Raw genomic sequence first — 25,795 nt, forward strand, 5'->3', positions numbered from 1 at the left:
AGGATCACCTCTCACCGTGTTTGACAGGTCCAAGCAACGGCTTTCGTATCGCTTAACCCGGGACACCGTTCTGGCAGCCATGACATTAGGGCTGCTACTGAACCTGATTCAAATAACCTTGGACTATTTTAACGCCCAAGAGGCGATGGATCAGGAAGTCCACGCGTTACTCGAAATTAGCCGCAGCCCTGCTTCACAGATCGCCTACAACATAGATGTTCGCCTAGCCGAAGAATTGCTGGACGGATTGTTACTTCACCCCGCCACTATCGACGCCCGAATCATTGATAGCGACCATAAAACTATGGCAGCCTCCAGCACACCCAGCGCAAGCTCACCCTACCGGTGGATCAGCGATTCGCTATTCGGGCAAAGCCGCACGTTTGCCGAAACCTTGCAGGTGCCTCAGCTCAGAGAGCTATCACTCGGCCGCCTGGTGCTGACCATCGACACTTATCATTACGGCCTACAATTTCTGAAACGTGCGAGCAATACGCTACTGATTGGCCTGCTGAAAAGCCTGGTTTTAACGCTGGCGCTTCTAGCTATTTTTTACGTCGTGTTAACCCGTCCCATGATCGGCCTGATCAATGCCTTGGGGCAGGCCAACGACAGTTCTCCGGAGAAAGTACGCCTCCCCATCCCTGAGAACCATAAAAACGACGAGATCGGCGCGATGGTTGGGATCATCAACGATCACCTACAAAACATGGAGATCAGTGTTGCAAAGCTCCGATCCGCAGAGCGCACCATGAAGAACTATTCGACTCAGCTGGAGCATGAAGTCGAAGCACGAACCCGTGAGATTTCCGAGAAGAACAGCGCACTGCAGCGCGGCAACCGAGCTCTTGTTAAAGCGAAAGAAGACGCCGTGCGAAGGGCCCGTGCCCGGGCTAATTTCCTGGCCAGCATGAGCCACGAAATACGCACCCCGCTAAACGGAATGCTCGGTATGCTTGGGCTCGCCGTGGAAGACGAAAACGATCCTCGGCAAAAAAGCCGCATAGAAATTGCGTCAAAAGCAGGTGAAAACCTGCTCGATCTCCTTAATGACATCCTTGATATATCCAAAGTCGAAGCGGGAAAGCTGAGCCTAGAAATTATCCCCTTTTCCGCAAGAGACTTGATCAGCGAATGCATTGCTCTGCACGGACAACAGGCCCGGCGTAAACGCATTGCCCTGCTCAACGAGATCGATGTCGACTTGCCGGAATACTTTCTGGGCGATCCAACGCGAAGCCGCCAAATCCTCAACAACTTGTTGAGTAACGCCATCAAATTCACGGATCACGGCAAGGTCACGGTCCGGGCCAGTTATTCGTCCGGGCAGCTTCGCATCGAAGTCATCGATACTGGCATTGGGATGTCGCGAGAAGGCCTGCACAAGATTTTTTCACCTTTCTCACAAGCCGATTCGGATACAACCCGCCTCTACGGCGGCACCGGGCTCGGCTTGACGCTGTGCCGACAGTTGGTTGACCGCATGAACGGCAGAATCGAGGTGGATTCCACTCCCGGGAAAGGCACGCACTTTACGGTTACGCTGCCGCTACCGATTCACAATGAACCGGTTCAGGAAATCGCGCTTGCAGAGGACGTATCTACCGATCCGATGCCATTGATGAAAATTCTTTTGGTGGAGGACAATCACGTAAACCAGCTCGTGGCGAGCGCAATTCTCAGGCGACTGGGGCACAAGGTGGATAATGCGGAAAACGGCCAACGAGCCCTAGAAGCACTCAATCGCGAGAGCTATGACTTGGTGCTCATGGATTGCCAGATGCCGGTAATGGATGGCTACGAAGCTACTCGCGCAATCCGGCGTAACCCTCTCTGGAAAAACCTGCCAGTGATTGCGGTGACCGCCAACGTGATGCAGGGAGACAAAGAAGAGTGCTTTGCCTCCGGCATGGATGACTACATTACCAAACCCTATAATCGCGAAGAGCTTAAAACCGCTATTGGTCGCTGGGCCCCACCCTCTCCAGAATCCCAAGAAGATTCCTGAGCTCTCCTCGCAACGAAGCTATTCGTGCCGGATCAACATTGAGATCACACATTAGTCGTTCCGGCACTGACACCGCCTTAACGCGCAAGCGACGCCCTGCGTGTGTCAGGCCGACTCGGACCACACGCTCATCTTTCGTACCTCGAGTACGGTTTATCAGCGAGCGCTCTTCCAGCCTCTTCAACAGGGGCGTCAAAGTACCGGAATCAAGCCGCAAACGCTGCCCAAGTTCCGACACTTTAGGCGACTGGTCACTTTGATCCTGCTGCCAAAGAACCAACATCACCAGATACTGGGGATAGGTCAGGCCCAGCTCTTTCAACAACGGACGGTAACGGGCTGTAACCGCCCGATTTGCGGCGTAAAGCGCAAAACACAGCTGATTATCCAGCGCCAGCAACTGATCAGAACAAGGCTGATCAGAGCAACTTTTCGATGTCATTCCGAATATCCGCAGGCTTTACCGTTGGCGCATAGCGGCGCACCACCTGACCGTTTTTATCGACCAAAAATTTGGTGAAATTCCATTTCACTTTCTCACTGCCCATCAAACCTTTCGCTTCTTTTTTCAGGAAACGATAGAGCGGGTGCGCAGTGTCGCCATTCACTTCAATTTTCGCGAACATGGGAAAATCCACGCCATAATTCAACGAGCAGAACTCGGTAATTGACTCATCGCTGCCCGGGTCCTGATTCATAAACTGGTTACAAGGGAAACCCAGTACCTCAAAGCCTTTGGCGCCCAATTCGCTGTGCAGCGCCTGAAGCCCTTCAAATTGGGGCGTAAAACCGCATTTGGATGCCGTATTCACGATCAAAAGCACTTTGCCTTTGTAATCTGCCATCGCAACGTCGTTGCCTTTCACATCCTTGGCACTGAAATCATAAATAGATTCGTTCGCCATATCCTTCGCTCCTTAATCACTATGCAATCGAAATTAGATTGTGCACAATTTAATTGCAAAAAACCACAACAGCGGCGAGAACGGAAATCACACTTTCCAGCATTCACTTCAATATCCGATCGCAAACTCGCCTCGATTCGCCACAATTCAACACATTTGCCCCTGTTACCTGAGCCCCTCACTCCGCTAGAATAGTGGGCTTGTGTTATCTCGGATAACTCTTCCAGACCGTTTGTTAAGGACCTTTGCACGCCATGCATAACTACTCCAAATCCGCCAAGCTCGACAATGTATGTTACGAAATCCGCGGCGTAGTTCTACGGGAGGCGCGCAGACTGGAAGAAGAAGGCCATCGGGTACTTAAGCTGAACATCGGAAACCCGGCAACATTTGAACTGGATGTCCCGGAAGAGATTCAGCAAGACGTGATTTACAACATGCCGCAAGCACAGGGCTACGTGGAGTCGAAAGGCCTGTTCTCGGCCCGCAAAGCGGTTATGCATTACTGCCAGCAGCGCGGCATTGCCAAAGTGGACATTGACGACATTTATCTGGGCAATGGCGTCAGCGAGCTGATCGTCATGTCCATGCAGGCCCTACTCAATACCGGTGACGAGGTTCTCATCCCTGCCCCAGACTATCCACTATGGACAGCCGCTGTCACCCTCTCAAGCGGCAAACCCGTGCATTATCGCTGCGATGAACAGCAGAACTGGTTCCCGGACATCGACGACATTAAAAAGAAGATCACCCCGCGAACTAAAGCGATTGTATTGATCAATCCGAACAACCCGACTGGCGCCGTCTACTCCGTCGAGCTGTTACACCAAGTGATCGAGTTGGCCAGAAAGCACAACCTGATCGTGCTGTCCGACGAGATCTACGACAAGATTCTCTATGACGGAACCGTGCATACATCCACCGCGTCCTTAGCTGAAGACGTTCTATTCTTCACCTACAACGGTTTGTCCAAAAACTACCGGGCCGCTGGCTACCGGGCTGGCTGGATGATCATCAGCGGTGCCAAACATCGCGCCAAAGACCTGATCGAAGGCATAGAGATGCTTTCCAATATGCGCTTATGCGCAAACGTGCCAGCACAGCTCGGCATTCAAACCGCTTTAGGAGGCTATCAGTCGATCAACGACCTAGTCGCCCCTGGCGGTCGTTTGTTCGAACAGCGGGATACTGCATGGCGCATGCTGAACGATATTCCTGGCGTCAGCTGCGTTAAGCCTCAGGGCGCGCTGTACCTGTTCCCGAAGCTGGACCCGAAACATTTCCCGATCCACAACGATGAAAAACTCGTTCTGGACCTGCTACTGCAGGAAAAGATTCTTTTGGTACAAGGCTCGGCGTTCAACATCGACGACCACCAGCATTTAAGGGTGGTATTTCTGCCTCGTAAAGAAGCGCTGGAAGATGCCATGGGCCGGTTGGGCAATTTTCTGGAACACTACCGCCAGTAATCGGAGCGAGCATGGCCGACATTCATGTGGAAGAGTTTTATAAGGACGTTGCCATTGCGTTGGTCCAGCTGTACGCCGCATTTCCACGGCGCATTAGCCTGTTCGTAGAAGATATTGCCGGGCCAGACGACCCTGATGATTTCGGGCTGCACAGCAAACGACACATGGCCTGCTTCGGCGCTTTGCTCTGGTTGTCTGAAGAAGGTTTCTTGCGCTACGTTGACACCATCCGGCAGGAAGCTCTCGATCAAGCGGTTTTATCACGGAGCGCCTTCACTCGCCTGAGCGCGCCCGCCCCCCAAGCGTTAACCAACAGGTTTGACTCCAGCGCCACCCAGCCCGTCCTGCCAACGTCCGTCAAACGAGACAGATCGACTTACATACACCTTCTGCGCACCGCTCTTAAGAGTGGTAGCTCCAGTCAGATAAGTCTGATCGTGCAATCCACCTTCTTCCTGGATCGCGACCTTGAGACGGTTCATTAAATAGCAAGCCAACGCTTGAAGACGTGAACCCAAACCACATATAACAGTCAGATAGAAAACGACGTTTGGCGTACTCTTAAACAGGAAAAATCTATGCGCATTTTGTTGTTTCTGGCCACTAACCTGGCCGTCATACTGGTAGCCAGCTTTACTCTGCGCCTCCTTGGGGTAGATAGCTATCTTGCCCATCAAGGCATTAACTACAGCTCTCTGTTGATCTTCGCTGCAGTGTTTGGCTTTGCGGGTTCCTTTATCTCCCTGCTTATTTCCAAGCCCATGGCTAAGTGGAGCACCAAAGCCCGAGTTATTGAATCGCCCCGCACACCCGCAGAACGCTGGTTGGTGGAAACGGTAGCGGTGCTTGCACAGAAGGCGGGCATAGGTATGCCGGAAGTGGCGATTTTCCCTGCCTCCCAATCCAATGCTTTTGCCACTGGGTGGAACAAGAACAACGCGCTGGTTGCAGTGAGCGAAGGCCTGCTTCACCGGTTTAACCAAGATGAGATACGCGCCGTACTGGGCCATGAGATTGGCCATGTGGCAAACGGGGACATGGTGACACTGTCTTTGATTCAAGGCGTTGTGAACACCTTTGTGATTTTCGCCTCCCGGGTAATCGGGTCGCTTGTTGACCGAGTTGTCTTCAAAAATGAAAACGGCCACGGCATCGGCTTTTTCGTGGTGAGCATCGTCGCCGAGATTGTTCTGGGCATTCTGGCCAGCACCATCGTGTTCTGGTTCTCTCGCCGCCGGGAGTTCCGAGCCGATATCGCGGGTGCGCAGTTGGCAGGTCGCGGCGCCATGATCAACGCCCTGGCGCGTCTGAAACAGGAAAGCGAAGTGCCAGATCAAATGCCAGATACTCTACAAGCCTTCGGGATCAACCGTGGCTCCCGCTCGGGCCTGGCCGCGCTGTTCATGACCCACCCACCGCTGGAAGACCGGATTGCTGCACTTCAAAAATCCGGCCTTTAACGGGCACAGAGCAGACAAACAAAAAGGGGCGCATCAGCGCCCCTTTTTGTTTGTAGATGAGATTCCCGGTCAGATTTTGAGCTTGAAACCAATCGCTCTGAATCGATCCTGAAGAGACTTGCTACTGCCTTTGAGCTGAATTTTCAGGCTGGAGCATTCCCGGCGTACCGGATAGTCCCGGCGCAAGCGATCAAAGGCCTCGGCACGTTCGCCCTCTGCCCGTTTCATCACCCGCCTCAAGCGAAGGTCATCTTTCCTTGGGTCATAACAGGCACTGAGTGCCAGACGCAGCGCTTCATCTTCAACAGCATTGCGGGTAAACGACATTTTGCTGAGCGCAGGCTCAGGCAAAAACTGCCCAGCTTTTTTACGTATTGGCAGCCCGAGATAACGGCAAAGAACCTGATAGACCATCTCTGTACCTTGCATCTTTCCTTCCAGGCTATAACCGGCAATGTGCGGCGTAGCCAGCCACACTTTATCGACCAGGCCTGGGTCGATTGCGGGTTCCTGTTCCCAAACATCCAGCGCAACAACGGGGGCATCAGGCTGATCGAGCCGGCGCAACAGAGCCGCACCATCAACAACCTCGCCTCGCCCTGCGTTAATTAGCAGCTGTTCAGAGCTCAGTTCCGCAAGCTGTTGGCCGGACACCATATGATGAGTTGGATGATCGCCGCTACGAGTCAAAGGCGTGTGAAAGGTAACCACATCACAGGCAAGCACTTCCGACAAGCTCACAAACGTTTCGGCGTTCTCTGGTTCGGCATCCTGCCGAGGCGGATCGCATAGTTTGACCTCGAAATCCAGACGCTCCAACATTCGGGCAAGTTCACTACCAACATTGCCGGCCCCAACAATGCCGACACTCAGATCTGACCAATCGCACAAGTCTCGTTGATCAGCAAACAGTGAGATAACAGCCAGAACATACTCTGCCACGCTTCTCGCATTGCAGCCCGGAGCAGCCGAAAAACCGATACCTTGCTCCTTGAGCCACTCAACATCCACGTGATCGGTACCAATCGTTGCCGTGCCCACAAACCGGACGCGAGTTCCTTCCAGCAGCTCCCGATTCACCCGAGTAACCGAACGAACCAGCAGGACATCCGCGTCTTCCACCTCATGACGCGTCAAACCGCGGCCCTTTACCCGGCGGATCTCGCCAATATCTCCGAAAAACGAATCCAGTAACGGAATATTCTCATCAGCAACGATCAACATAACCAGCTCCTTAAAACGCCAATCAGTTGCGGCGCGAACGTTGAGGACTGCGCCCACCGGTATTACGAGCACCACCACTGCGGTTACCCTGAGGCCTGCGTCCACCGCGCTTACGGGTGATTGGAGGATTCTCCATCGCAACCATCAGATCCTCTTCGGGCACGGCTGTTTTCAGTTTCTGGCTGATGTAGGTTTCGATTGACGGCAATGCATAGGAATCGTCTTCACCGGCAAAACTGATGGAAACGCCTGTCTTACCAGCACGGCCCGTACGCCCGATCCGGTGGACATAGTCTTCAGCATTTTCTGGCAGGTTGTAGTTAAATACGTGGGTTACGCCATTGACGTGAATACCACGGCCAGCCACGTCGGTTGCAACCAGTACCTGAATTTCACCTTTCTTGAACTGGTCAAGGGTTTTCAGGCGCTTGTTCTGCGCAATTTCACCCGACATCAGCGACACTTTAACGCCCTGATTCTTGAGATCCTCTTCAAGATCCCGGCACTGATCACGACGGTTGGCAAAAACAATGGCCTTTTCCACTTCCGGTCGTTTGAGATAGTTCACCAGTACAGGAAGCTTGTCTTCATCCGAAATCAGGTAAACGGTCTGCTCTACCCGTTCAGCGGTTTTCTGCTCAGGCTCAATCTCAACGAATTCAGCGTTCTGAGTCCACATGGACGCCAGATTTAAGACATCCTGATTAAAGGTGGCGCTGAACAACAAGGTTTGGCGTTCTTCCTTGGGCGTACACTTGCGGATGATACGTTTCACATCCGGGATGAAGCCCATATCCAACATACGATCAGCTTCATCCAGAATCAGGATATCCAGCTGATCAAGGAATACGTCCTGAGAGCCGAGAAAATCGATCAAGCGGCCCGGTGTCGCCACCAGAATATCAACCACCTCATTTTGCAGCTGCTCCCGCTGCTTGTCGTAATTCATGCCGCCCACTACGGTGACCACATTATGGCCGGTGTACTGGCAAAGGTGCTCAGCATCTTTGGCAATCTGCATAGCCAATTCGCGGGTAGGCGCCAGCGCCAGAACCCGTGGCTCAGAGGCGAATCGGTCCCCTTCTTTTACCGGTGTTTCCAGAAGCGTCTGAATGGCCGTAATCAAAAATGCTGCAGTTTTACCGGTACCCGTTTGAGCCTGACCGATCAGGTCTTCACATGCCAGAGTCCATGGCAGCGTTTCTGCCTGGATCGGAGTGCAATATTCGAAGCCGATTTTACTGATGGCATCGAGCAATCGCTGATCTAGGTTTAAATCACTAAAGCGCAATTTACTGGTGTCTTTTGTATCAGTGGTCATAAAATCTCAGTTGTCCTTGTTTGATCGTATTCCATACCCGCTGGTGCGATGCGAACCCGATCGAGGTTCCAGCTCTCCGCAAAACGGGCTGAAGTCTTGTAGAAATGTCTGAGTGTTTCAAAGAATGCTTGCGCTCGTTCAGGCAAACCATGTTCAAGATAATGGGTCGCCTGTTTATGCACGTTGAAACGAAAAGCCTGTTCGTTGGCTGCCCCATTACCTGCCAAGTTATCTACGCTGATGTGAAAACGTGATCCGGCGGCCAGAGAAAACAGCCATTCAATCGCTTGCGGCTTGATCTCGACGCTCTCGAACGCTTGCTGTTGTTCGGGCGTACGCCCATCGGGGCAATACCAGTAACCATAGTCGTGTAATGTACGGCGGTGCTCTCCGGCCAGGCACCAATGCGAAATTTCGTGCAACGCGCTGGCAAAAAAACCGTGAGCAAAAACAACCCGAGCGAACCCGTCAGGTTCACTGGCTGGCAGATATTCTGGTTCGTCACTGCCTTTGACCAGAATAGTCCGGTACTTCTCCCGGAACAGGTCATTAAACAGCATGATAAGATCGTCTGGATTGTGATTCATTGGTTCGCTATTGTGCGACTTTAAAGCAGCCAATGCCAGCGGGAACTTCTGACAGTGCACTCGGTCAATCCCCCCGACGTAACCTCTACACGCATTGACGACACAGGATATTAAAATAGCCATGACAGTGTCCCCAAGATTTCGGCACCTTCTTCAATTAAAGGTGCTGACCGCTGTTACCGTTTTCACCCTACTTAGCCTATTTATTACTGCCACAGCGCAAGCTGCAGGAAGCTCTTTTTTTAACACCTCAAACAGCGACTTTCTGCCTGTAGAGCAAGCACTTCCGTTTAACTATACCTCTGACGCGAACGCTCTTGTGTTGTCGTGGGACATCGCCCCTGAACACTATTTGTATAAAAGCCGGATCAAGGTTACCGCGCTAACCGAGGGGGTCACCATTGGAAAGCCACAATTCTCGTTGCCCGGCACTCTGACAAATGACGAATTCTTTGGTGAAATGACGGTATTCTTTGACCCCGTCGAGGCTCGCTACCCGATAACTCTGCCAGAAGGCGCCACCGAAGCGAACGTGCAAGTATCGTTTCAAGGCTGCGCTGAAGCCGGCTTATGCTACCCGCCTCAGAACCACGACGTTCTTTATTATCCAGGCTCGGGTAACTCTCAATCTGCAGCCAGCACACCATCATCCACAAATAGTGCAGCACTAAAGGCTACGACAGACACCAACAGTGCCAGTGGGCTCGCTGGCTTTCTTTCCAGTAAATCCATCTGGATGATTGCCGGCCTGTTCTTTTTACTCGGCCTGGGGCTGACCTTTACCCCTTGCGTTCTCCCTATGGTGCCAATCATTTCCAGTATGGTATCGGGGCAGAATACACGTACCACCGCGCACGCGCTTTTGCTGTCTGGAAGCTATGTCCTCGGCATGGCCATCACCTACGCTGCCGCAGGGGTTATCACAGGCCTATTGGGCGCAAGTTTCAATCTTCAGGCGCAACTTCAATCTCCTTGGGTTCTCGGGGTTTTTGCCACCTTGTTTGTCGTGTTTGCACTTTCGATGTTCGACCTGTTCGAAATCCAACTGCCCCGGTTTATTCGCGAGCCTCTTAATGATGCCAGCCACCGACTGACTGGCGGTCGCGTACTAGGCATTTTCGGCATTGGAGCTCTCTCAGCGCTGGTTGTTTCACCCTGCGTATCCGCACCACTGGCTGGCAGTCTGCTGTACATCTCCACCACTCAGGACGCTGTCATTGGCGGGGTTGCCTTGCTATCCCTCGGATTAGGCATGGGCGTGCCATTGATTCTTGTCGCCGTAGGGGGGCGTAAGCTGCTGCCGACCTCTGGCCGCTGGATGACGACAGTGAAACACTTCTACGGCGTGATGCTGCTGGCAGTGGCGATCTGGCTGGTCGAAAGACTCATTCCCGCTTGGGCCGGATTAACGTTATGGGGGTTACTAATCACCATCACCGCTGTTCAACTGGGTGCTTTCGATGCAGCAAAGGCGGGCTGGGGCCGCACCCGCAAAGGGCTTGGTCTGGTCATGTTTGCTTACGGTTTGGCGTTACTGGCCGGTGCCGTCAGTGGTGCCACTGATCCACTTCGCCCGCTGGCTCCCTTTACGGCCTCAACAGGGGCGATTCAGGCCAGCACACAAGCCCACGCCAACTTTCAACAAACCGAAAACCCTGAGGAAATTCGTACCCTGCTAGCCAAGGCGGCGAAATCCGGTCAGGCCGTGATGCTGGATTTCTACGCTGACTGGTGCATTTCCTGCAAAGTTATGGAGCGCAACGTATTCAATCAGCCAGAAGTTACGCAGGCTCTGAAAAACTATACCTTGATACAGATCGACATGACCGATAACACACCAGACCAACAGGCTTTTCTGGATGAACTCGGCCTCTTCGGCCCACCATCTATCCTGTTCTATGGCAGCTCAGGCCAAGAGTTAACCCAAGCACGTATTCTGGGTGAAATGAACAAGCGGCAATTCCTTGCCCACCTCAACAAGCTGCCCTCACCTCAAGGGTAAATACCGTTTATCTGATCAGGCATCACAACGCTTGATCAGATAAACAAACTCGCCACCCTGCTCAGCATGCTCCAGCAATTCGTGCCCCAAAAACTGACAAAAACGCGGGATATCTCGGGTGGTCGAGGGATCGGTCGCAATCACTTTCAATACTTGCCCAACCTCAACATCGGTGATGCGAGTGTGCAACATCATCACCGGCTCCGGGCAGAACAACCCTCGCGTATCCAATTCTGCGTGAAAATTCTGGTCCACCAAGAGTGACTTCCTCTAGTTCTCGTGATTTTAAGAATTCGGTGCTAAATTATTGTTTATAGCAACGAAAAAAACGGGAGACTTACATGATTCGGGTTTTAATCGAACGCCACATTGCCGAGACACTTGAATCCGCTTATGAAGATCGCGCTCGAAAGGTGCTCCAGCAGGCGGTTAGCACGCCCGGCTTTATCTCTGGCGAAACTCTGGTCGACAGCAAGGACCCCAACCATCGCATTACTCTGGCTAACTGGCGGTCCGAACTTGATTGGGATCGCTGGTACCACTCCAAAGAACGTAAAGAACTGATGTCTGAGTTGGTACCCATGATGGATCAGGATGAAACCATCACGATCCTGCAACAGAGCCCTATGCCCTGAATACCCTATTCCAACCGTTCAATAAAGCAAGTGATCTCTTCTCGATCATGATACAGGTGCCGGGCTTTCAAGGTGTAATTGAGGCCCGCCTCCTCTAACCCGCGGACGATAATATCCCGGCAAACAAGCCATTCCTCGTAACGCTTCTTCATCGGAAGCTTGAGGTTAAACACGGCATAGCGGCAACGCCTGCTACCAAGCCACTCTACGGCCAATTTAGCCGTGCGTTGGGGTTTATCGATGATGTCACACACCATCCAGTCTACGGCGCGCTTAGGTTGCCAACTATAGCCATCGGCGACCACGTGCTCAACGTGCCCGGTCGCCATCAGTTCCGGATTCATCGGCCCGTTATCAACAGCCGACACCAGCATGCCCTGCTGCACCAATTGCCAGGTCCATCCCCCTGGCGCTGCCCCGAGATCTACGGCTTTTTTGCCTCCCCCGAGATACTCCAGCCAGCGCTCGCTCGGAAGAAACACCTTCCAGGCCTCTTCCAGCTTCAGTGCTGAACGGCTCGGAGCGGAGGCCGGCAAGCGCAATCGAAGAATACCATCGGGAAAAGGCGAACGATTGCCCTCCAAGCTATAACCCACAATGGCAGCTCCAAAGTCACCCAGCAGCACTTCCAATCGGGCACTGGCTGGCGCTTTCGCATCGGCCATTAGCAGGCCAGCTTCGCGCAACCCTCTGGACAAAGGCGCAACCCACTTTCGTGCAAAATTACCAAGATCCTTGTCATCGTTATTCTCGGGCAAGCGCACTTCCACGCGCGCGCAGCGATCGCCCTGCCAATCAATCTCCCTTAGAAAACTCACGACCGCCCCTACGCGATCCTTAGCAGGTAGCTCGCACTCGCCAACAACAACAAACCAATCACGGGTAAACACCAAGCCGTGCAACGCGAGCCGGCTCATCAGGACCTCAGCCGTTTCGGTGCCTGAGACCGTAAAACGCACCTGCCCGGAATTTCGCTCGGGCTGGAAGTAACCAAAAACGCCCTTTTCTGAGGCCTGATCCATCAGCTCCTGCCCGGCTTCCGATTCAAAACCCGGCCGGCAAATTAACATAACCTGCTGCATTACTTACCTACATATCAAATTTATGCCGGAATTCTGACACACCGACAGGGGTGAAATTCAACCTGCTTAACAGCGATACTTGATTACTCTCGCTACAGTTATGCTTCATTTTAAACAGATAATGCCTTCGATGCTCGGCACACGGTTTTGGATTCTCACAAGCTTCCTTATATGGGCCAATTTATTCGCGGTCTCCGACACCATGGCTCAACCCCAATGCCCGACATTGGCGGCGAACGATCCGAGCGCGCGTCACACGATTAACCACTATCTCTGCTATGCCGTTACAAACCCGGGCCAGCCAGCTCACTCTGCCACATACCCGGGTGATCTGCCCGAGTCTCTCGAATGGCGGTCTGCAGCCGGACACGATCTGATATTTAGCCATACCCAAGCAACCTACTGGATTAAACTCAGCCTGAAAAATGTGGGTACCGAACAAGCGCTCTGGTACCTGCAGCTGAATTACCCACTGCTTGATGAAGTCACTTTTTGGCAGAAACGCAGCGCGCAAACCCTACATAGTGCACTCACGCCCTTGAAAACCGGGGATCACCGTCCTTTTGAAAGCCGAGGCATAAATTACCGGTATTACCTGCTTCCCGTCACACTGGCAGAAGAAGAAACAACAACTGTCTATATACGAGTTCACAGCAGCGGCGCTCTCAATGTGCCTTTAAGCCTGGTCACCCCGGAGGAGGCTATTGAGAAAAGCAATCATCTCACGCTGATCCATGGACTGTTTTACGGCGCATTGGTCATACTCGCGGTATTCAACCTGCTTTTGTATGCCAGCTCCGGTACCCGCTATTACCTTCTTAACGCGTTTTACACCGCCTCTATGGCCATGTTTCTGTTCGCCATGGGCGGATTTGCGAACCAATATTTCTGGTCGGGCAGTTCTCAGCTGGCCAACCTGTCGATTCCACTCCTATTAGCACTCATCGCGCTGGCCATGACCCTTTTCGGCTGGTCTTTTTTGGAGGTACCGCAATGCACGCTGTCCGGAAAAACACTGCGCGCACTGGCGTGGTGTGGAGGGGGGCTACTGGCCCTAACTCTGGTGATGCCCTACACCAAGTCCATTCTGATCAATACGATTTTTTTGCTAACAGTTATCGCGCTACTGACCATTATCGCAACCGTTCGCTGGCGCCAAGGCTACCAACCTGCGTTTTGGTATTTAGCCGCTTGGATGGTGATGGTGGTTGGTGCCCTGATCTATGCATCTGCTGCTTTCGGGTACTTGGGAGATTACCAAGCCAGAGAAGTGATGATGCAGGCTGTGGTTGGCGCTCAAGTCGTACTTATAAACTACGCGCTGGTTCAACGTTGGCGACTATTGAATGAAAAGTTGCTGGATGTCGAGCATCAGGCCCGCAACGAACTCGAATTAAAAGTGCACGAGCGAACATCCCAGTTACGCACCACCATGTATCGACTCGAACAAGCTAACCGCAAGCTTGAAGCCCTTAGCCTTAATGACTCGCTAACCGGTCTATATAATAGAAGGCACATGGACAATTTACTGCCAGAACTGTGCTTGGAGGCTCAGAGAACCGGCAAACCATTAACCATTGCATTGCTTGACGCCGATCACTTCAAGCGCATCAATGACACTTGGGGACACGATTTTGGCGACACCTGCCTTCGAATGATTGCCAACACTTTGACTGATCACGTTAAGCGCCCCCGTGATGTAGCCGTCCGATTTGGTGGCGAAGAATTTGCCCTGCTCCTGCCCGATACCGACACAGAGGGTGCAGTCCGTCTATGCAACGCCATCCTCGAGAAAATCCGCCACACAAGTGTTAGCGCACCTAACGGAGAAGCCGTAACAATCACGATAAGCGCAGGGCTCGCTGAACTAGCCGGCCACAAGAATGCTCAAGAGCTGTTTCAACGCGCAGATGAAGCGCTTTATGCGTCAAAACGCCAAGGTCGAGACACTCTCACTTGTGCGAAAGGTGCTCCTCAAACCCCAGCGTGATCGACCAGAAACTCACGGGTGACCTGAGCCGCCTCACGGATCAGATCAGACTGCTCTAACGGGTGCCTTACCGGGGTGGAAAAATCGTGGTTGCCACCATCCAGCCAGCGAAGCCGGGTTATGCCTTCTATAGTTCCCTGCGCTTTCACTTCCTCAGGCTTACCAAAAGGATCTCGCGTACCCTGCAACACCAATAGTGGGCAGGTCACGCTGGACAGATGATCGATACGCCAGCGATCAAGCTTACCCGGCAGGTGAAAGGGATAACCAAAACAAATCACCGCACCCACATCGTCTGCGCCTTCGCTCGCGACTACGGAAGCCATCCGCCCTCCCATTGATTTACCACCAATGGCCAGCAGACAACCGGGGCCAACCTCTGATCGAACCTGGCGAATCTGCTCCCTGAAAGCCTCCAGCAACGCCGGCTGTCTGTCAGGAGGTCGCTTTTTCCCGTCATCACGCCTTTTTTGCATGTATGGGAATTCAAAACGGACACAGGCTACCCCCTGCCCCTCAAGCTCCCGCGCCAATTGCTCCATAAACGGAGAATCCGCGGGTGCCCCCGCTCCGTGAGCAAGAATCAAGACCTCTTTTGCACCGTACGGGTAGCTTTTACTGGTAATTCTGACCACAACTTTCACCTTAATGTTATCTGGCGGTATCATTAGCGCCTTGAGAAAAACCTGCAAGACCCTTTTAAGAAACAGGAATCTACGCCAACCCACTGGCAACGTTGCCGATTCTGGCAAATTTGACGGATGTCAGTAGTTGACTTGAGTCATTGCAAAGGGGTCATGGTTTCTCCATACTTGCGACCGCATAATTTCCCCATCCTGAACCCATTGGTAAGGCTATGAGCACAGTAAACGCAAACCTGACATACAACTACAAGGTGGTGAGACAGTTCGCCATCATGACAGTAGTGTGGGGTATTGTTGGCATGGCTCTGGGTGTGCTAATTGCAGCACAGCTGGTTTGGCCATCTCTCAACCTCGACCTACCCTTCACGCATTTTGGCCGTTTGCGGCCGTTGCACACCAACGCCGTCATCTTCGGTTTTGGTGGTAGTGCCCTGTTCGCAACATCGTACTACGTTGTTCAGCGAACTTGTCAGGCACGTTTGATTTCCGATGGTCTCGCTGCCTTCACATTCTGGGGCTGGCAAGCCATTCTTATTTCAGCCGTTATCACTTTGCCGATGGGGCTGACTTCCACCAAAGAATACGCCGAGCTGGAATGGCCGATCGATATCGCCATCACGATTGTTTGGGTAACTTACGCACTGGTATTCTTCGGCACAATCACTAAGCGCAGCACGCCGCACATTTACGTGGCCAACTGGTTCTACGGCGGCTTCATCCTGACCGTTGCCATGCTGCACATCTTCAACAACCTGGCGCTGCCTGCGACCGCTTTCAAATCCTACTCTGCATACGCGGGTGTTACTGACGCAATGATGCAGTGGTGGTACGGCCACAACGCTGTAGGCTTCTACCTGACAGCTGGCTTCCTGGGCATGATGTACTACTTTGTTCCGAAGCAAGCTGACCGCCCGGTTTACTCATACCGCCTGTCCATCGTCCACTTCTGGGCACTGATCGCCACATATGTATGGGCTGGTGGTCACCACTTGCACTACTCTGCACTTCCAGACTGGGCGCAGACTGCAGGTATGGTCATGTCTCTGATTCTTCTGGCTCCATCCTGGGGCGGCATGATCAACGGCATGATGACCCTGTCAGGTGCATGGCACAAACTGCGCACCGACCCAATCCTGCGCTTCCTGGTCGTTTCGCTGTCCTTCTACGGTATGTCTACCTTTGAAGGCCCGATGATGGCTATCAAGACCGTAAATGCCCTGTCACACAACACTGACTGGACCATCGGCCATGTCCACGCCGGCGCTCTGGGCTGGGTTGCCATGATCAGTATCGGTTCGATCTACCACTTGATCCCGAAACTGTGGGGTCTCAAAGAAATGTACAGCACCTCTTTGATCAACGTGCATTTCTGGCTGGCTACTGTTGGCACGGTACTTTACATCGCGGCTATGTGGGTTAACGGCATCATGCAAGGCCTGATGTGGCGTGCAGTCAACGAAGACGGCACTCTGACTTACAGCTTCGTAGAAGCTCTAGAGGCTTCTTACCCGGGCTATCTGGTTCGCTTCATCGGTGGCGCCACCTTCCTGACCGGTATGCTGATCATGGCGTACAACGTTTACATGACAGTGCGTCAGAAAGAGTCGGTTGCTGAAAACAACGCAGCAACTCAGGCGGCCTAAGGGGAGATTCATCAGATGAAACACGAAACTATCGAGAAAAACCTTGGCCTGATGATTGTGTTGATCATCATCACAATCAGCGGCGGCTTTCTGGCTGAAGTTGTTCCTCTCTTCTTCCACAAAGAAGTCAACCAGCCGATAGAAGGTCTTGAGCCTCTATCTGCGCTGGAACTGGAAGGCCGGGACATCTACATCAGGGAAGGCTGTCACGTGTGTCATACGCAGCAAATCCGTCCTTTCCGTGCGGAAACTGAACGCTATGGCCACTACTCCGTAGCGGGCGAGTTCGTATACGACCGTCCGTTCCTGTGGGGCTCCAAGCGCACAGGGCCTGACTTGGCTCGTGTAGGTGGCCGTTATTCAGATGCTTGGCAGCGCCAGCACCTGTTTGACCCACGCAGCGTTGTCCCCGAGTCCAACATGCCAGCGTTTCCGTGGCTCTTCGAGAATCGCGCTGACCACGGTTCAATCGAGGCCCGTATGAAAACCTTGCAGACTCTTGGCGTCCCATATACCGACGAGCAAGTTGCCGGTGCAGCCGATGAGCTGAAAGGCAAATTTGAAATCGAAGCATTGGTCGCGTACCTGCAGCAGTTAGGCACCGTGCTTTCAGAGAAACGGTGATCCCATGGATATCAATGAGTTACGCGGAATTCACTCTCTATTGGTAATGGCAGCGTTCTTCGGCATCATCTGGTGGGCGTACAGCGCCCACCGCAAGAAAGCCAATGAAGAGGCGGCACATCTGCCCTTCGATGATGACGACGTGGATAAGCGTACGCTCGAACAGGAAAAAACGGAGAAAAAACAATGAGTACCTTTTGGAGCGTCTGGGTCATCGTGATCGTGCTCGGTACCATATTCGGCTGCGCTTGGCTGCTGTTGGCCACCCGCAAAGGGCAGACAAACGATACCGAAACCGAAAACACCACGGGCCACTCTTACGATGGCATCGAAGAGTATGACAACCCGCTACCCAAGTGGTGGTTTTACCTGTACCTCGGCACCTGTGTATTTGCTTTGGGATACCTGGCTCTCTATCCAGGACTTGGCAACTACGAGGGTCTGCTGGGGTGGACTTCCGTTAACCAGTGGGAAGCTGAAGTCCAAGAAGCAGATGAAAAATATGGCCCGATCTACGCGCAGTTTGGAGAAACAGCGATTCCCGAACTCGCACAGAACGAAGACGCCATGAAAATTGGCCAGCGCCTGTTTGCGAACAACTGTTCGGTTTGCCACGGCACGGCAGCACGCGGCCAGGTTGGTTTCCCTAACCTGACCGACGATGACTGGCTGTGGGGCGGAGAGCCCGAGCAGATTCTGCACACCCTCGTTAACGGTCGCCAAGGCAACATGACCCCCAAGGGCGTGATGCCTAACATGACCAACGAGCAGGTCGACCAGGTGGTTAACTACGTTCTGAGCTTCAGCGGTCGTGAAAAAGACGCAGAAGCTGCTGAAGCAGGTGCCGCTGTATTCGCACAGGCTTGTACAGCGTGTCACGGCGCTGACGGCAAGGGTATGCACGCAGTAGGTGCACCGAACCTGACCGACAACATTTGGCTTTACGGCTCCACCTATGAGTGGATCAAAGAGACGGTTGTCAACGGTCGCCAAAACCAGATGCCCGCTCAGAAAGGTCGTCTGACTGATGACCAGATTCATATTTTGGCAGCTTACGTCTATAGCCTGTCAAACTGAATCGGACCCGGCCGGGTAACCCCCGGCCAGGTCTTTTCAACCCTGTATCTGCCTTGCGGGTACAGGCTTGAAAAGATCCGCAGACCCTCCGAGGCCCGCTCCCAGCACGTTTATTTACCGGGAGGTATCCATGAGTAAGCAGATTCCTGTTACGCAGGTAGACCCCAACCCTTCCGACAACAACAAAAACCCCGGAACGTACGATCTTTACGAAAGCCGTGAAAAGATCTACGTAAAAGAAGTCAAAGGACTGTTCCAGAGAATTCGCAACGTCAGCCTAGTCGCGCTCATGGGCATGTACTTTGTTTTTGCCTGGCTGACTCTGGATGGCCAGCCGTTGATTCATTTCGATCTGCCGGCCCGTGAATTCCACCTTTACGGCATGACCTTCTATCCGAAGGATTTCTTTTTGCTGTCTGCCATGCTAATCATCTCGGCGTTTGGTCTGTTCTTTATAACCACCCTGTTCGGGCGCGTTTGGTGTGGCTATACCTGCCCACAAACCGTTTGGACCTTTATCTTCATGTGGATTGAGGAAAAGGTTGAAGGCAACCGGAACAAACGGATCAAACTGGACAAAAGCCCTAACTCTGCCGAGAAGATCACAAAGAAAACGATCAAGCACACGCTTTGGCTTCTGATCGCACTAGCTACCGGCATTACCTTTATTGGTTACTTTTACCCCATCCGCGAGTTGATCGTGGATATGCTCACGCTGCAAGCCAACGGCTGGGCGTATTTCTGGGTGGCCTTCTTTACTGTCGCCACTTACTTGAACGCCGGCTGGATGCGCGAGCAGGTGTGCCTGTATATGTGCCCATACGCGCGATTCCAGTCGGTCATGTTCGATGCCAACACCCGCATCGTATCCTACGACCCTAACCGGGGCGAACCCCGCGGAAAACGCAAAAAAGGAATAGACCCGGCAGAAGCGGGCTTGGGTGACTGCATCGACTGCGAACAGTGCGTACAAGTCTGCCCTACCGGTATCGATATCCGAGACGGCCTTCAGTACGAATGCATTGGCTGCGCTCTTTGCATCGATGCCTGTGACGAAATCATGGAGAAAATGGATTACCCGAAAGGCTTGATCCGCTACACCACGGAAAACGAACTCGAAGGAAAAACCTCGAAATTGCTTCGCCCCCGTACGTTTGGCTACGGCCTTTTGTTGGCGGTCATGATTGGCGCGGTAGGATACATCATCGCCACTCGCGTGCCCGCCAAGCTCGAGGTCATAAGAGATCGCGGCGCGCTTTTCAAGTTTAATGGCGAAGGCCGCGTAGAGAACTCCTTCACCCTAAAACTTCAGAATATGACAGAAGTTCCACAAACGTTCGTGCTGTCCGTAGATGGCATGGAAGGCATCCGCATTCTGACTCAAACCAGCGTAAAGATTAAAAGCGGTGAAAACCTGTCATTGCCAACCGTGGTTGACGTGATTCCCGAGTCTATTGAGCAAACCAACAACACCATCAGCTTCCGTGCAGTGTCGCAAACCGATCCTTCGCTGCAACTTGAAACTGAAAGCCGATTTGTGGGTCCAAGACCTCGTTAACGGCTCCGCAAGCCGCACAAACAATTGATATGAGACGATCTACGTTATGACTGACAATACTCCCGTAGCCCCTTGGTACCGCCAGCCTTGGTTCTGGTTTCTGACCATTTTCCCTCTTACGTCTATTATTTGGGGATTAACGATGCTGGTGGTCTCTGTAAATCTGGACACTGCCATGGTCACAGACGACTATTCTAAAGAAGGCCGCGGCATCAACATGGCCATCGCCAGAGATCAGAAAGCTTCCGAAATGGAGATATCGGGAACATTGCAACTAGCGAACCGCAAGGCAACGCTAACGTTGGCGACGAAAGACGGTCCTGCCGATTTCCCTTATCTCGTTCTTCACCTTTATCACCCTACCCTGGAAGGCAAGGATAGCGTGATTCAGTTCAATCGCTTGGCTGACGGTGAATATTCCGGACGAATTCTGGAAGACCTGGAAGGTCGTCGGTATTACGACGTGCAAGGCCCCGACAACGATTGGCGGGTCAAAGGTGAACTCTGGTTACCAGCCGAGCACCCCATCACCATTCAAGCAAAGGCTAGTGCTAAAGAGTGACCCCCACCCTCTGCTTCCATTGTGGCGAAGCTGCCGAGGGTAATCCCGCGATTACCCTTCAACTGGACGATCAAGAGCAGCATTTCTGTTGTCAGGGCTGCAAAGCGGTGTGTCAGACCATCCATCAGGAAGGACTGACAAATTTTTACGACATACGCACCCAACCTGCCAGCACCCCGAGAGAGCTCAACGAATCCGAGCTTCTGCGGCTGCGTGAGCTTGACCATCCGCTGGTTCAGCAATCGTTTGTTGCCCCCGTTAAGGCCGGGCAAGAAGCCCAGCTGCTGATTGGAGAGATCACCTGCGCGGCTTGTATCTGGTTGCTTGAGAACCACATGAAGCATCAAGCGGGCGTCCAGAGCTTTACAGTGAATCACACCACCCAACGGGCAAGGCTGGTTTGGTCTCCGGATCAAACGCGTCTGAGCGACCTGCTCATCACGATCTACGAGTTAGGCTACACCGCTCGCCCCTACCAAGCTGATGCAGCCGAACAAGCGCTCAAAGCTGAAAACCGCTCCATGCTGATTCGGCTCGCCGTTGCCGGCATCGCCACGATGCAAAGCATGATGCTGGCGTTCCCGCTGTACTTTGAAATCATCAGCGAGCTTTCCCCCGAATTCATCAATATGTTCAGATGGTTCGGCTTACTTGTGGCAACACCGGTGGTGTTCTACAGTGCTCGGCCTTTCTTCAGAAACGCCCGGCGGGATCTCGCCTCACGACACCTGACAATGGACGTACCCGTCGCAATCGCAATCGGCCTTGCCTACGCGGCAAGCGCCTGGGTAACGGTATTCGGTGGACAAGAGGTCTATTTTGAATCGGTCTGCATGTTTGCTTTCTTCCTGCTCCTCGGCCGATACATCGAGGTACAAGCTCGCTATCGAGCCGGACTGAGCGGTAACGCCATTGCAGGCTTCCAACCTGCGGTTGCGGCGTTGGTCACCAACGGCGAAGCAGAGATCGTTCCTGCCCACCAGATCAAGCCTGATAACGTTATTCGAGTGCGCCCTGGTGAAACACTGCCGGCAGACGGCATCATCCTTTCCGGCCAGTCCACGCTGAATGAAGCTGCGCTTACCGGCGAGTATTTGCCAGAAACCCGCTCACCCGGGGATACCGTTCACGCCGGTACAGTCAACGGTGAAAACCCTCTGGATATCCGGGTGACTCGTGCCGGCGCGCAAACTCGCCTGTCCGGGATTCTTCGCGTGCTCGACCGGGTTCAATCCGAGAAGCCCCCGGTTGCACGTATGGCGGACCGGATTGCCGGAAAGTTTGTTGGCCGCGTACTGATTCTCGCGCCTGTCGTCTGGATTGGATGGTGGCTTGCCGGCGCGGACAATGCCTTTGATATTACCCTGTCGGTCTTGGTTGCCACCTGCCCCTGCGCTCTTTCACTAGCTACACCCACCGCTATCACTTCAGCCACCGTGCGGCTGCGAAAGCTTGGCTTCCTGCCCACTCGGGGGCACACATTGGAATCCATGAATACCATCGATACCGTGGTGTTCGACAAGACCGGAACCCTCACTCGCGGTGAACTGACTTTGACGGGCCATACCGCTTTCGGCTCGCGTGACGAAGCGACCTGCCTAAGAATTGCCGCAGGTCTCGAGAAGCAGTCCGAACACCCGATCGCGAAAGTCTTTCATAACATGCCGTCAGTGGCGGTGAACAACGTGACCAACCATTTGGGTGGCGGCTTATCGGGGGAGTTTAACGGCGAACCCGTATTCATCGGCCATAAAGCCTTTGTTGCCAGCCACACCGAGGTACCGGAACCCGAGACGGTATGCGCCGGAGGCATGGAGATATGGCTGGCGACAGCCACACGCTGGCTGGCCTGTTTCCAGCTAGATGATCAGATCCGTGACGACGCAGCCAAAGCAATTAGCACGCTGCAAGACATGAGCATCCAGACTATCCTGCTCAGCGGTGACCGATCAGGCCATGTACAGCAAGTCGCTTCAGAGCTTGGGATTTCGCGCGCCATCGGCGAAGCGTCGCCTGAACAAAAACTGGAAGTCCTGGATAAGCTCGGTCAAGAAGGCCATCGTGTTATGATGGTGGGCGATGGTTTGAATGATCTACCCTCAATGGCTGGTGCAGGTATTTCCGTGGCCATGGGTACTGCCGCCGACCTGACTCAGCTGAAAGCCGATGCGGTTTTGTTGAACGGCCAGCTTTACCAGCTCGTTGAGGCAATACATACAAGCCAGAAAACTCGCCACATCATTCGCCAAAATATGATCTGGGCGTTCGGCTACAACGTGTCTGCATTGCCTCTCGCAGCCGCAGGTCTTGTGCCTCCATGGCTTGCCGCGATTGGCATGTCCGTGAGCTCACTGATCGTCGTCCTTAACGCCCTGCGCCTGAGCAGAGCTCGACCCAACCCATAGGAGTTAACAATGAACATTGTCATGCTTCTTATTCCCCTGATGTTGATGCTGGTTGCGCTCGGCATCCTTCTGTTCTCTTGGGCGGTGAAAAGCGGCCAATACGATGACCTGGATGGGCCTGCACACCGTATACTGCACGACGACGACAAAGACCTGATTCCCACGGAGGCTCGCCTTCCAAAACGCGCCTCAAAAGATAATCAAGTCAGAAGCCGTTCGGAAAATCCCCCCGACAACCCGCACTGATCGCGTTCATGCAACCGGAACTCTACCTCAGCTATTCCAGCGCTTTTGCCATAGGCCTTCTTGGCAGCACCCACTGCCTGGGCATGTGCGGGGGTATCAGCGCCTCTCTCTCGATGGCACTGCCCGTTGGCCGTGGTTTTCGGTTTCGCCAGACCCTGCTCCTGTTGGCCTTCAACTTTGGCAGAATCGGTAGTTATTCGCTGATTGCAGCCGGCATTGCCTTACTCAGCACTCAAGCTGCTGGCCAATGGGCCTGGGCGGGGCTTCTGCTCATGACGCTCGCCGGTCTACTGCTGATATTCATGGGGCTGTCGATGGGGCAATGGTGGCAGGGTATTCGCTACATCGAACGTGCGGGGGCGCCGGTGTGGCGAACCTTATCACCGCTCACCAAACGCTTTCTTCCCGTCAATAATGCCGGGCAAGCGCTGGCACTGGGGTCTTTGTGGGGCTGGCTTCCCTGCGGGCTGGTGTACAGTACGCTTGGCTGGGCGGCCCTTCAGCCCACGGTACCTAGCGCCGCACTGACCATGTTCTTTTTCGGTTTGGGTACCCTGCCCTCAATGCTAGCAACAGGGTACGCAGCCCAATGGATTCGTGGCATAAAGAGCCATCAGGGCGTTCGAAAATTCAGTGGGATTCTATTGATCCTGCTCGGACTATGGACGCTACCGATTCAGGCGGTATTGAAGCTTTAATCGCTAGAGATTCAATACATCCAAACGGCCAAAGTCTCGCTCAGGTTCCGCATTCTGCACCACCGCCTGTCGCTTACCTCCCAAGCGCTTACCTTCCTTGAAGTCATACAGGTTAGGATCTGCCAGGTGAGAGGGTTCAACGTTGCACATCGCGCGGAACATGGTTTCCAGCCGGCCAGGATGCTGCTTATCCCAGGTCTGGAACATATCCTTAATAACCTGACGTTGCAGGTTTTCCTGAGAACCACACAGGTTGCAGGGAATAATGGGGTATTCACGAAGCTCCGCATACCGGGCAATGTCTTTTTCCCGACTAAAGGCCAAAGGCCTGATCACCGTGTTACGGCCATCATCACTATGCAGAACGGGCGGCATGGACTTTAGCTTGCCACCGTAGAACATATTCAGAAACAAGGTTTCCAGCATATCGTCCCGATGGTGACCTAGCGCGATTTTGGTTACACCCTGCTCTTCCGCGAAGTTATAGAGGATTCCGCGTCGCAGGCGCGAGCACAAGCCGCAAGTGGTCTTCCCTTCCGGGACTTTTTCCTTAACAATGCTATAGGTGTCTTTCTCAATGATGTGGTACTCGACCCCGAGCGCCGCCAGATAGGCCGGGAGCACGTCTTCCGGAAAACCTGGCTGTTTTTGATCGAGGTTAACGGCAATGATCTCGAAGTCGACCGGTGCGCTCTTCTGAAGATTGAGCAATATGTCCAGCATCGCGTAGGAGTCTTTGCCGCCAGACAAGCAGCACATAACCTTGTCACCCGCCTCAATCATCGAGTACTCAGCAATTGCCTGCCCGACCTCTCGGCGCAGACGCTTCTGGAGTTTATTCAGCTCCACTTTACGGAGGCGTTCTTGCTCAGAAACGGGTTGGGATTCAGAGTTTACAGACATTGCTTCAAACATCGGTTTTACGCTCACGAGGTAAGTGAGCCCGGAATTATACGCACGACAAACATTCAGGGACAGGACACCAACATGGATATGTTGAATTTGAAGCCGGAAACTACGGGTAAACGCGCACTCAACAGACTGCGTAACCGGCGAGCTATCCTGGTAGCCGCCAGAGATTGTTTTCAGGAAAATGGATACGACAACAGCTCAATTCGCGACATCGTGCGTAGAACGAATCTGGCATCCGGCACCTTCTACAATTACTTTTCGGACAAACAGGATATCTTTGCCGCGCTGTTGACCGATTTCCTAACCTCGCTGAACGACGATATGACAGCCCGCCGAAATTCAGCGACTTCAACCAAAGAGTTAATCTACTCAACTTACCATGCGCTTTATTGTGCAACGGCAAAAGATCCCGCTATTTACGAACTGGCTCATCAAAACCAACGTGCGCTGAGAAATCTTTTTGGCTCTGACATACTCGGCCTGACACTCCTGTCGCTGGAACAGGATGTGCGCAGCGCAATGGAGCGAGGACTCCTGCCCCAAACCGACCCGGAATACCTGTGCGCCACGTTCTTTGGTGTTGCCTATGACATGAGCCTGCTGGTCGCCCGGAAGGCACGAACCTGTCCAAATGGCATTCAGGGTGAAGCAGAACGTGCCGCCAAATTTTCAACCGATCTGTTTCTTGGCGGACTACCTGCGTTGGGCACTCTTCCAAGCCAATCCTGACTGGCATACCATGC

At 53.2% G+C, this 25,795-nt stretch carries 26 protein-coding genes; 17 read left to right on the top strand and 9 right to left on the bottom strand.

Translation table 11 applies throughout. From position 1 onward, the window contains the following. Window positions 1-16 precede the first annotated feature (16 nt). Window positions 17-2,008 (top strand): ATP-binding protein, encoded by a 1,992-nt coding sequence (locus ACNQ6O_RS08430; protein WP_418052789.1) that lies wholly within the window; start codon window positions 17-19, stop codon window positions 2,006-2,008. Here the strand turns inward: ACNQ6O_RS08430 and ACNQ6O_RS08435 are convergent. Both ACNQ6O_RS08435 and ACNQ6O_RS08440 read right to left on the bottom strand, forming a co-directional pair. Next, window positions 1,959-2,450, bottom strand: a complete 492-nt coding sequence (locus ACNQ6O_RS08435) for a MarR family winged helix-turn-helix transcriptional regulator (RefSeq protein WP_418052790.1) — start codon at window positions 2,448-2,450, stop codon at window positions 1,959-1,961. The two genes, ACNQ6O_RS08430 and ACNQ6O_RS08435, sit on opposite strands and share 50 nt — an antisense overlap. Beyond that, window positions 2,428-2,913, bottom strand: a complete 486-nt coding sequence (locus ACNQ6O_RS08440) for a glutathione peroxidase (RefSeq protein ID WP_418052791.1) — start codon at window positions 2,911-2,913, stop codon at window positions 2,428-2,430. Before ACNQ6O_RS08440 ends, ACNQ6O_RS08435 begins: the two co-directional genes overlap by 23 nt. Before the next feature lie 254 nt (window positions 2,914-3,167). On the opposite strand from ACNQ6O_RS08440, the gene ACNQ6O_RS08445 reads away from it, so the two are divergent. The 3 genes from ACNQ6O_RS08445 (at window position 3,168) to htpX (ending at window position 5,842) form a co-directional block, all read left to right on the top strand. After that, window positions 3,168-4,382, top strand: coding sequence for a pyridoxal phosphate-dependent aminotransferase (locus ACNQ6O_RS08445; protein WP_418052792.1), 1,215 nt, complete (start codon window positions 3,168-3,170; stop codon window positions 4,380-4,382). Window positions 4,383-4,393: 11 nt separating this feature from the next. After that, complete coding sequence (locus tag ACNQ6O_RS08450) at window positions 4,394-4,867, top strand: hypothetical protein (RefSeq protein ID WP_418052793.1); 474 nt, start codon at window positions 4,394-4,396, stop codon at window positions 4,865-4,867. 93 nt (window positions 4,868-4,960) lie between these two features. Beyond that, a complete protein-coding gene (gene htpX, locus ACNQ6O_RS08455; protein WP_418052794.1) occupies window positions 4,961-5,842 on the top strand; it encodes a protease HtpX in 882 nt (293 codons plus the stop codon). Window positions 5,843-5,911: 69 nt separating this feature from the next. On the opposite strand, the gene pdxB is transcribed toward htpX, so the two are convergent. The 3 genes from pdxB to ACNQ6O_RS08470 are packed head-to-tail and all read right to left on the bottom strand — an operon-like array spanning window position 5,912 to window position 9,097. After that, window positions 5,912-7,066 (bottom strand): 4-phosphoerythronate dehydrogenase PdxB, encoded by a 1,155-nt coding sequence (gene pdxB / locus ACNQ6O_RS08460; protein WP_418052795.1) that lies wholly within the window; start codon window positions 7,064-7,066, stop codon window positions 5,912-5,914. A 22-nt stretch (window positions 7,067-7,088) separates the two neighbouring features. Then, a complete protein-coding gene (locus ACNQ6O_RS08465; protein WP_418052796.1) occupies window positions 7,089-8,387 on the bottom strand; it encodes a DEAD/DEAH box helicase in 1,299 nt (432 codons plus the stop codon). After that, window positions 8,384-9,097, bottom strand: a complete 714-nt coding sequence (locus tag ACNQ6O_RS08470) for an elongation factor P hydroxylase (RefSeq protein ID WP_418052797.1) — start codon at window positions 9,095-9,097, stop codon at window positions 8,384-8,386. The genes ACNQ6O_RS08465 and ACNQ6O_RS08470 overlap by 4 nt, the downstream gene beginning before the upstream one ends. On the opposite strand from ACNQ6O_RS08470, the gene dsbD reads away from it, so the two are divergent. Beyond that, window positions 9,096-10,976 (top strand): protein-disulfide reductase DsbD, encoded by a 1,881-nt coding sequence (dsbD, locus tag ACNQ6O_RS08475; RefSeq protein ID WP_418052798.1) that lies wholly within the window; start codon window positions 9,096-9,098, stop codon window positions 10,974-10,976. The two genes, ACNQ6O_RS08470 and dsbD, sit on opposite strands and share 2 nt — an antisense overlap. A 15-nt stretch (window positions 10,977-10,991) precedes the next feature. On the opposite strand, the gene tusA is transcribed toward dsbD, so the two are convergent. Beyond that, window positions 10,992-11,234 (bottom strand): sulfurtransferase TusA, encoded by a 243-nt coding sequence (gene tusA / locus ACNQ6O_RS08480; protein WP_418052799.1) that lies wholly within the window; start codon window positions 11,232-11,234, stop codon window positions 10,992-10,994. Between the two features lie 83 nt (window positions 11,235-11,317). Between tusA and ACNQ6O_RS08485 the strand changes: the two genes are divergently transcribed. Further along, a complete protein-coding gene (locus ACNQ6O_RS08485) occupies window positions 11,318-11,611 on the top strand; it encodes an antibiotic biosynthesis monooxygenase family protein (RefSeq protein ID WP_418052800.1) in 294 nt (97 codons plus the stop codon). A 5-nt stretch (window positions 11,612-11,616) separates the two neighbouring features. On the opposite strand, the gene rlmM is transcribed toward ACNQ6O_RS08485, so the two are convergent. Next, window positions 11,617-12,693, bottom strand: coding sequence for a 23S rRNA (cytidine(2498)-2'-O)-methyltransferase RlmM (gene rlmM, locus ACNQ6O_RS08490; RefSeq protein ID WP_418052801.1), 1,077 nt, complete (start codon window positions 12,691-12,693; stop codon window positions 11,617-11,619). Window positions 12,694-12,895: 202 nt separating this feature from the next. On the opposite strand from rlmM, the gene ACNQ6O_RS08495 reads away from it, so the two are divergent. After that, window positions 12,896-14,683 carry a diguanylate cyclase gene (locus ACNQ6O_RS08495; protein WP_418052802.1) on the top strand — a complete coding sequence of 596 codons (1,788 nt, stop codon included), beginning with the start codon at window positions 12,896-12,898 and terminating at the stop codon, window positions 14,681-14,683. Here the strand turns inward: ACNQ6O_RS08495 and ACNQ6O_RS08500 are convergent. Then, window positions 14,668-15,351, bottom strand: a complete 684-nt coding sequence (locus ACNQ6O_RS08500) for an alpha/beta family hydrolase (RefSeq protein WP_418052803.1) — start codon at window positions 15,349-15,351, stop codon at window positions 14,668-14,670. The two genes, ACNQ6O_RS08495 and ACNQ6O_RS08500, sit on opposite strands and share 16 nt — an antisense overlap. 188 nt (window positions 15,352-15,539) lie before the next feature. Between ACNQ6O_RS08500 and ccoN the strand changes: the two genes are divergently transcribed. The 9 genes from ccoN (at window position 15,540) to ACNQ6O_RS08545 (ending at window position 24,140) form a co-directional block, all read left to right on the top strand. Further along, window positions 15,540-16,970, top strand: a complete 1,431-nt coding sequence (gene ccoN / locus ACNQ6O_RS08505; protein ID WP_418052804.1) for a cytochrome-c oxidase, cbb3-type subunit I — start codon at window positions 15,540-15,542, stop codon at window positions 16,968-16,970. Between the two features lie 15 nt (window positions 16,971-16,985). After that, window positions 16,986-17,594, top strand: coding sequence for a cytochrome-c oxidase, cbb3-type subunit II (gene ccoO, locus ACNQ6O_RS08510; RefSeq protein ID WP_418052805.1), 609 nt, complete (start codon window positions 16,986-16,988; stop codon window positions 17,592-17,594). A gap of 4 nt (window positions 17,595-17,598) precedes the next feature. Next, window positions 17,599-17,784 (top strand): cbb3-type cytochrome oxidase subunit 3, encoded by a 186-nt coding sequence (locus ACNQ6O_RS08515; RefSeq protein ID WP_418052806.1) that lies wholly within the window; start codon window positions 17,599-17,601, stop codon window positions 17,782-17,784. Further along, window positions 17,781-18,671 carry a cytochrome-c oxidase, cbb3-type subunit III gene (ccoP, locus tag ACNQ6O_RS08520; RefSeq protein ID WP_418052807.1) on the top strand — a complete coding sequence of 297 codons (891 nt, stop codon included), beginning with the start codon at window positions 17,781-17,783 and terminating at the stop codon, window positions 18,669-18,671. The genes ACNQ6O_RS08515 and ccoP overlap by 4 nt, the downstream gene beginning before the upstream one ends. A 130-nt stretch (window positions 18,672-18,801) precedes the next feature. Continuing rightward, window positions 18,802-20,229, top strand: a complete 1,428-nt coding sequence (gene ccoG / locus ACNQ6O_RS08525) for a cytochrome c oxidase accessory protein CcoG (RefSeq protein ID WP_418052808.1) — start codon at window positions 18,802-18,804, stop codon at window positions 20,227-20,229. Window positions 20,230-20,275: 46 nt separating this feature from the next. Beyond that, window positions 20,276-20,791 (top strand): FixH family protein, encoded by a 516-nt coding sequence (locus ACNQ6O_RS08530; RefSeq protein ID WP_418052809.1) that lies wholly within the window; start codon window positions 20,276-20,278, stop codon window positions 20,789-20,791. Then, window positions 20,788-23,196: a heavy metal translocating P-type ATPase gene (locus tag ACNQ6O_RS08535; RefSeq protein ID WP_418052810.1), complete on the top strand. Its 2,409-nt coding sequence runs from the start codon at window positions 20,788-20,790 to the stop codon at window positions 23,194-23,196. The genes ACNQ6O_RS08530 and ACNQ6O_RS08535 overlap by 4 nt, the downstream gene beginning before the upstream one ends. Window positions 23,197-23,205: 9 nt before the next feature. Then, the gene (ccoS, locus tag ACNQ6O_RS08540) at window positions 23,206-23,442 is read left to right on the top strand and encodes a cbb3-type cytochrome oxidase assembly protein CcoS (RefSeq protein WP_418052811.1); all 237 of its coding nucleotides are present in this window, start codon (window positions 23,206-23,208) and stop codon (window positions 23,440-23,442) included. Between the two features lie 8 nt (window positions 23,443-23,450). Further along, window positions 23,451-24,140 carry a sulfite exporter TauE/SafE family protein gene (locus ACNQ6O_RS08545; protein WP_418052812.1) on the top strand — a complete coding sequence of 230 codons (690 nt, stop codon included), beginning with the start codon at window positions 23,451-23,453 and terminating at the stop codon, window positions 24,138-24,140. Between the two features lie 3 nt (window positions 24,141-24,143). On the opposite strand, the gene ttcA is transcribed toward ACNQ6O_RS08545, so the two are convergent. Beyond that, on the bottom strand, window positions 24,144-25,055 hold the full coding sequence (ttcA, locus tag ACNQ6O_RS08550) for a tRNA 2-thiocytidine(32) synthetase TtcA (protein WP_418052813.1): 912 nt from the start codon (window positions 25,053-25,055) through the stop codon (window positions 24,144-24,146). A 72-nt stretch (window positions 25,056-25,127) separates the two neighbouring features. Here ttcA and ACNQ6O_RS08555 point away from each other — a divergent pair, with 72 nt between their 5' ends. Continuing rightward, window positions 25,128-25,781 carry a TetR/AcrR family transcriptional regulator gene (locus ACNQ6O_RS08555; protein WP_418052814.1) on the top strand — a complete coding sequence of 218 codons (654 nt, stop codon included), beginning with the start codon at window positions 25,128-25,130 and terminating at the stop codon, window positions 25,779-25,781. The last annotated feature ends 14 nt before the right edge of the window (window positions 25,782-25,795 follow it).

The organism is Marinobacter sp. SBS5, assembly GCF_048285575.1.
In the GTDB taxonomy this organism is placed as follows: Bacteria; Pseudomonadota; Gammaproteobacteria; order Pseudomonadales; family Oleiphilaceae; genus Marinobacter.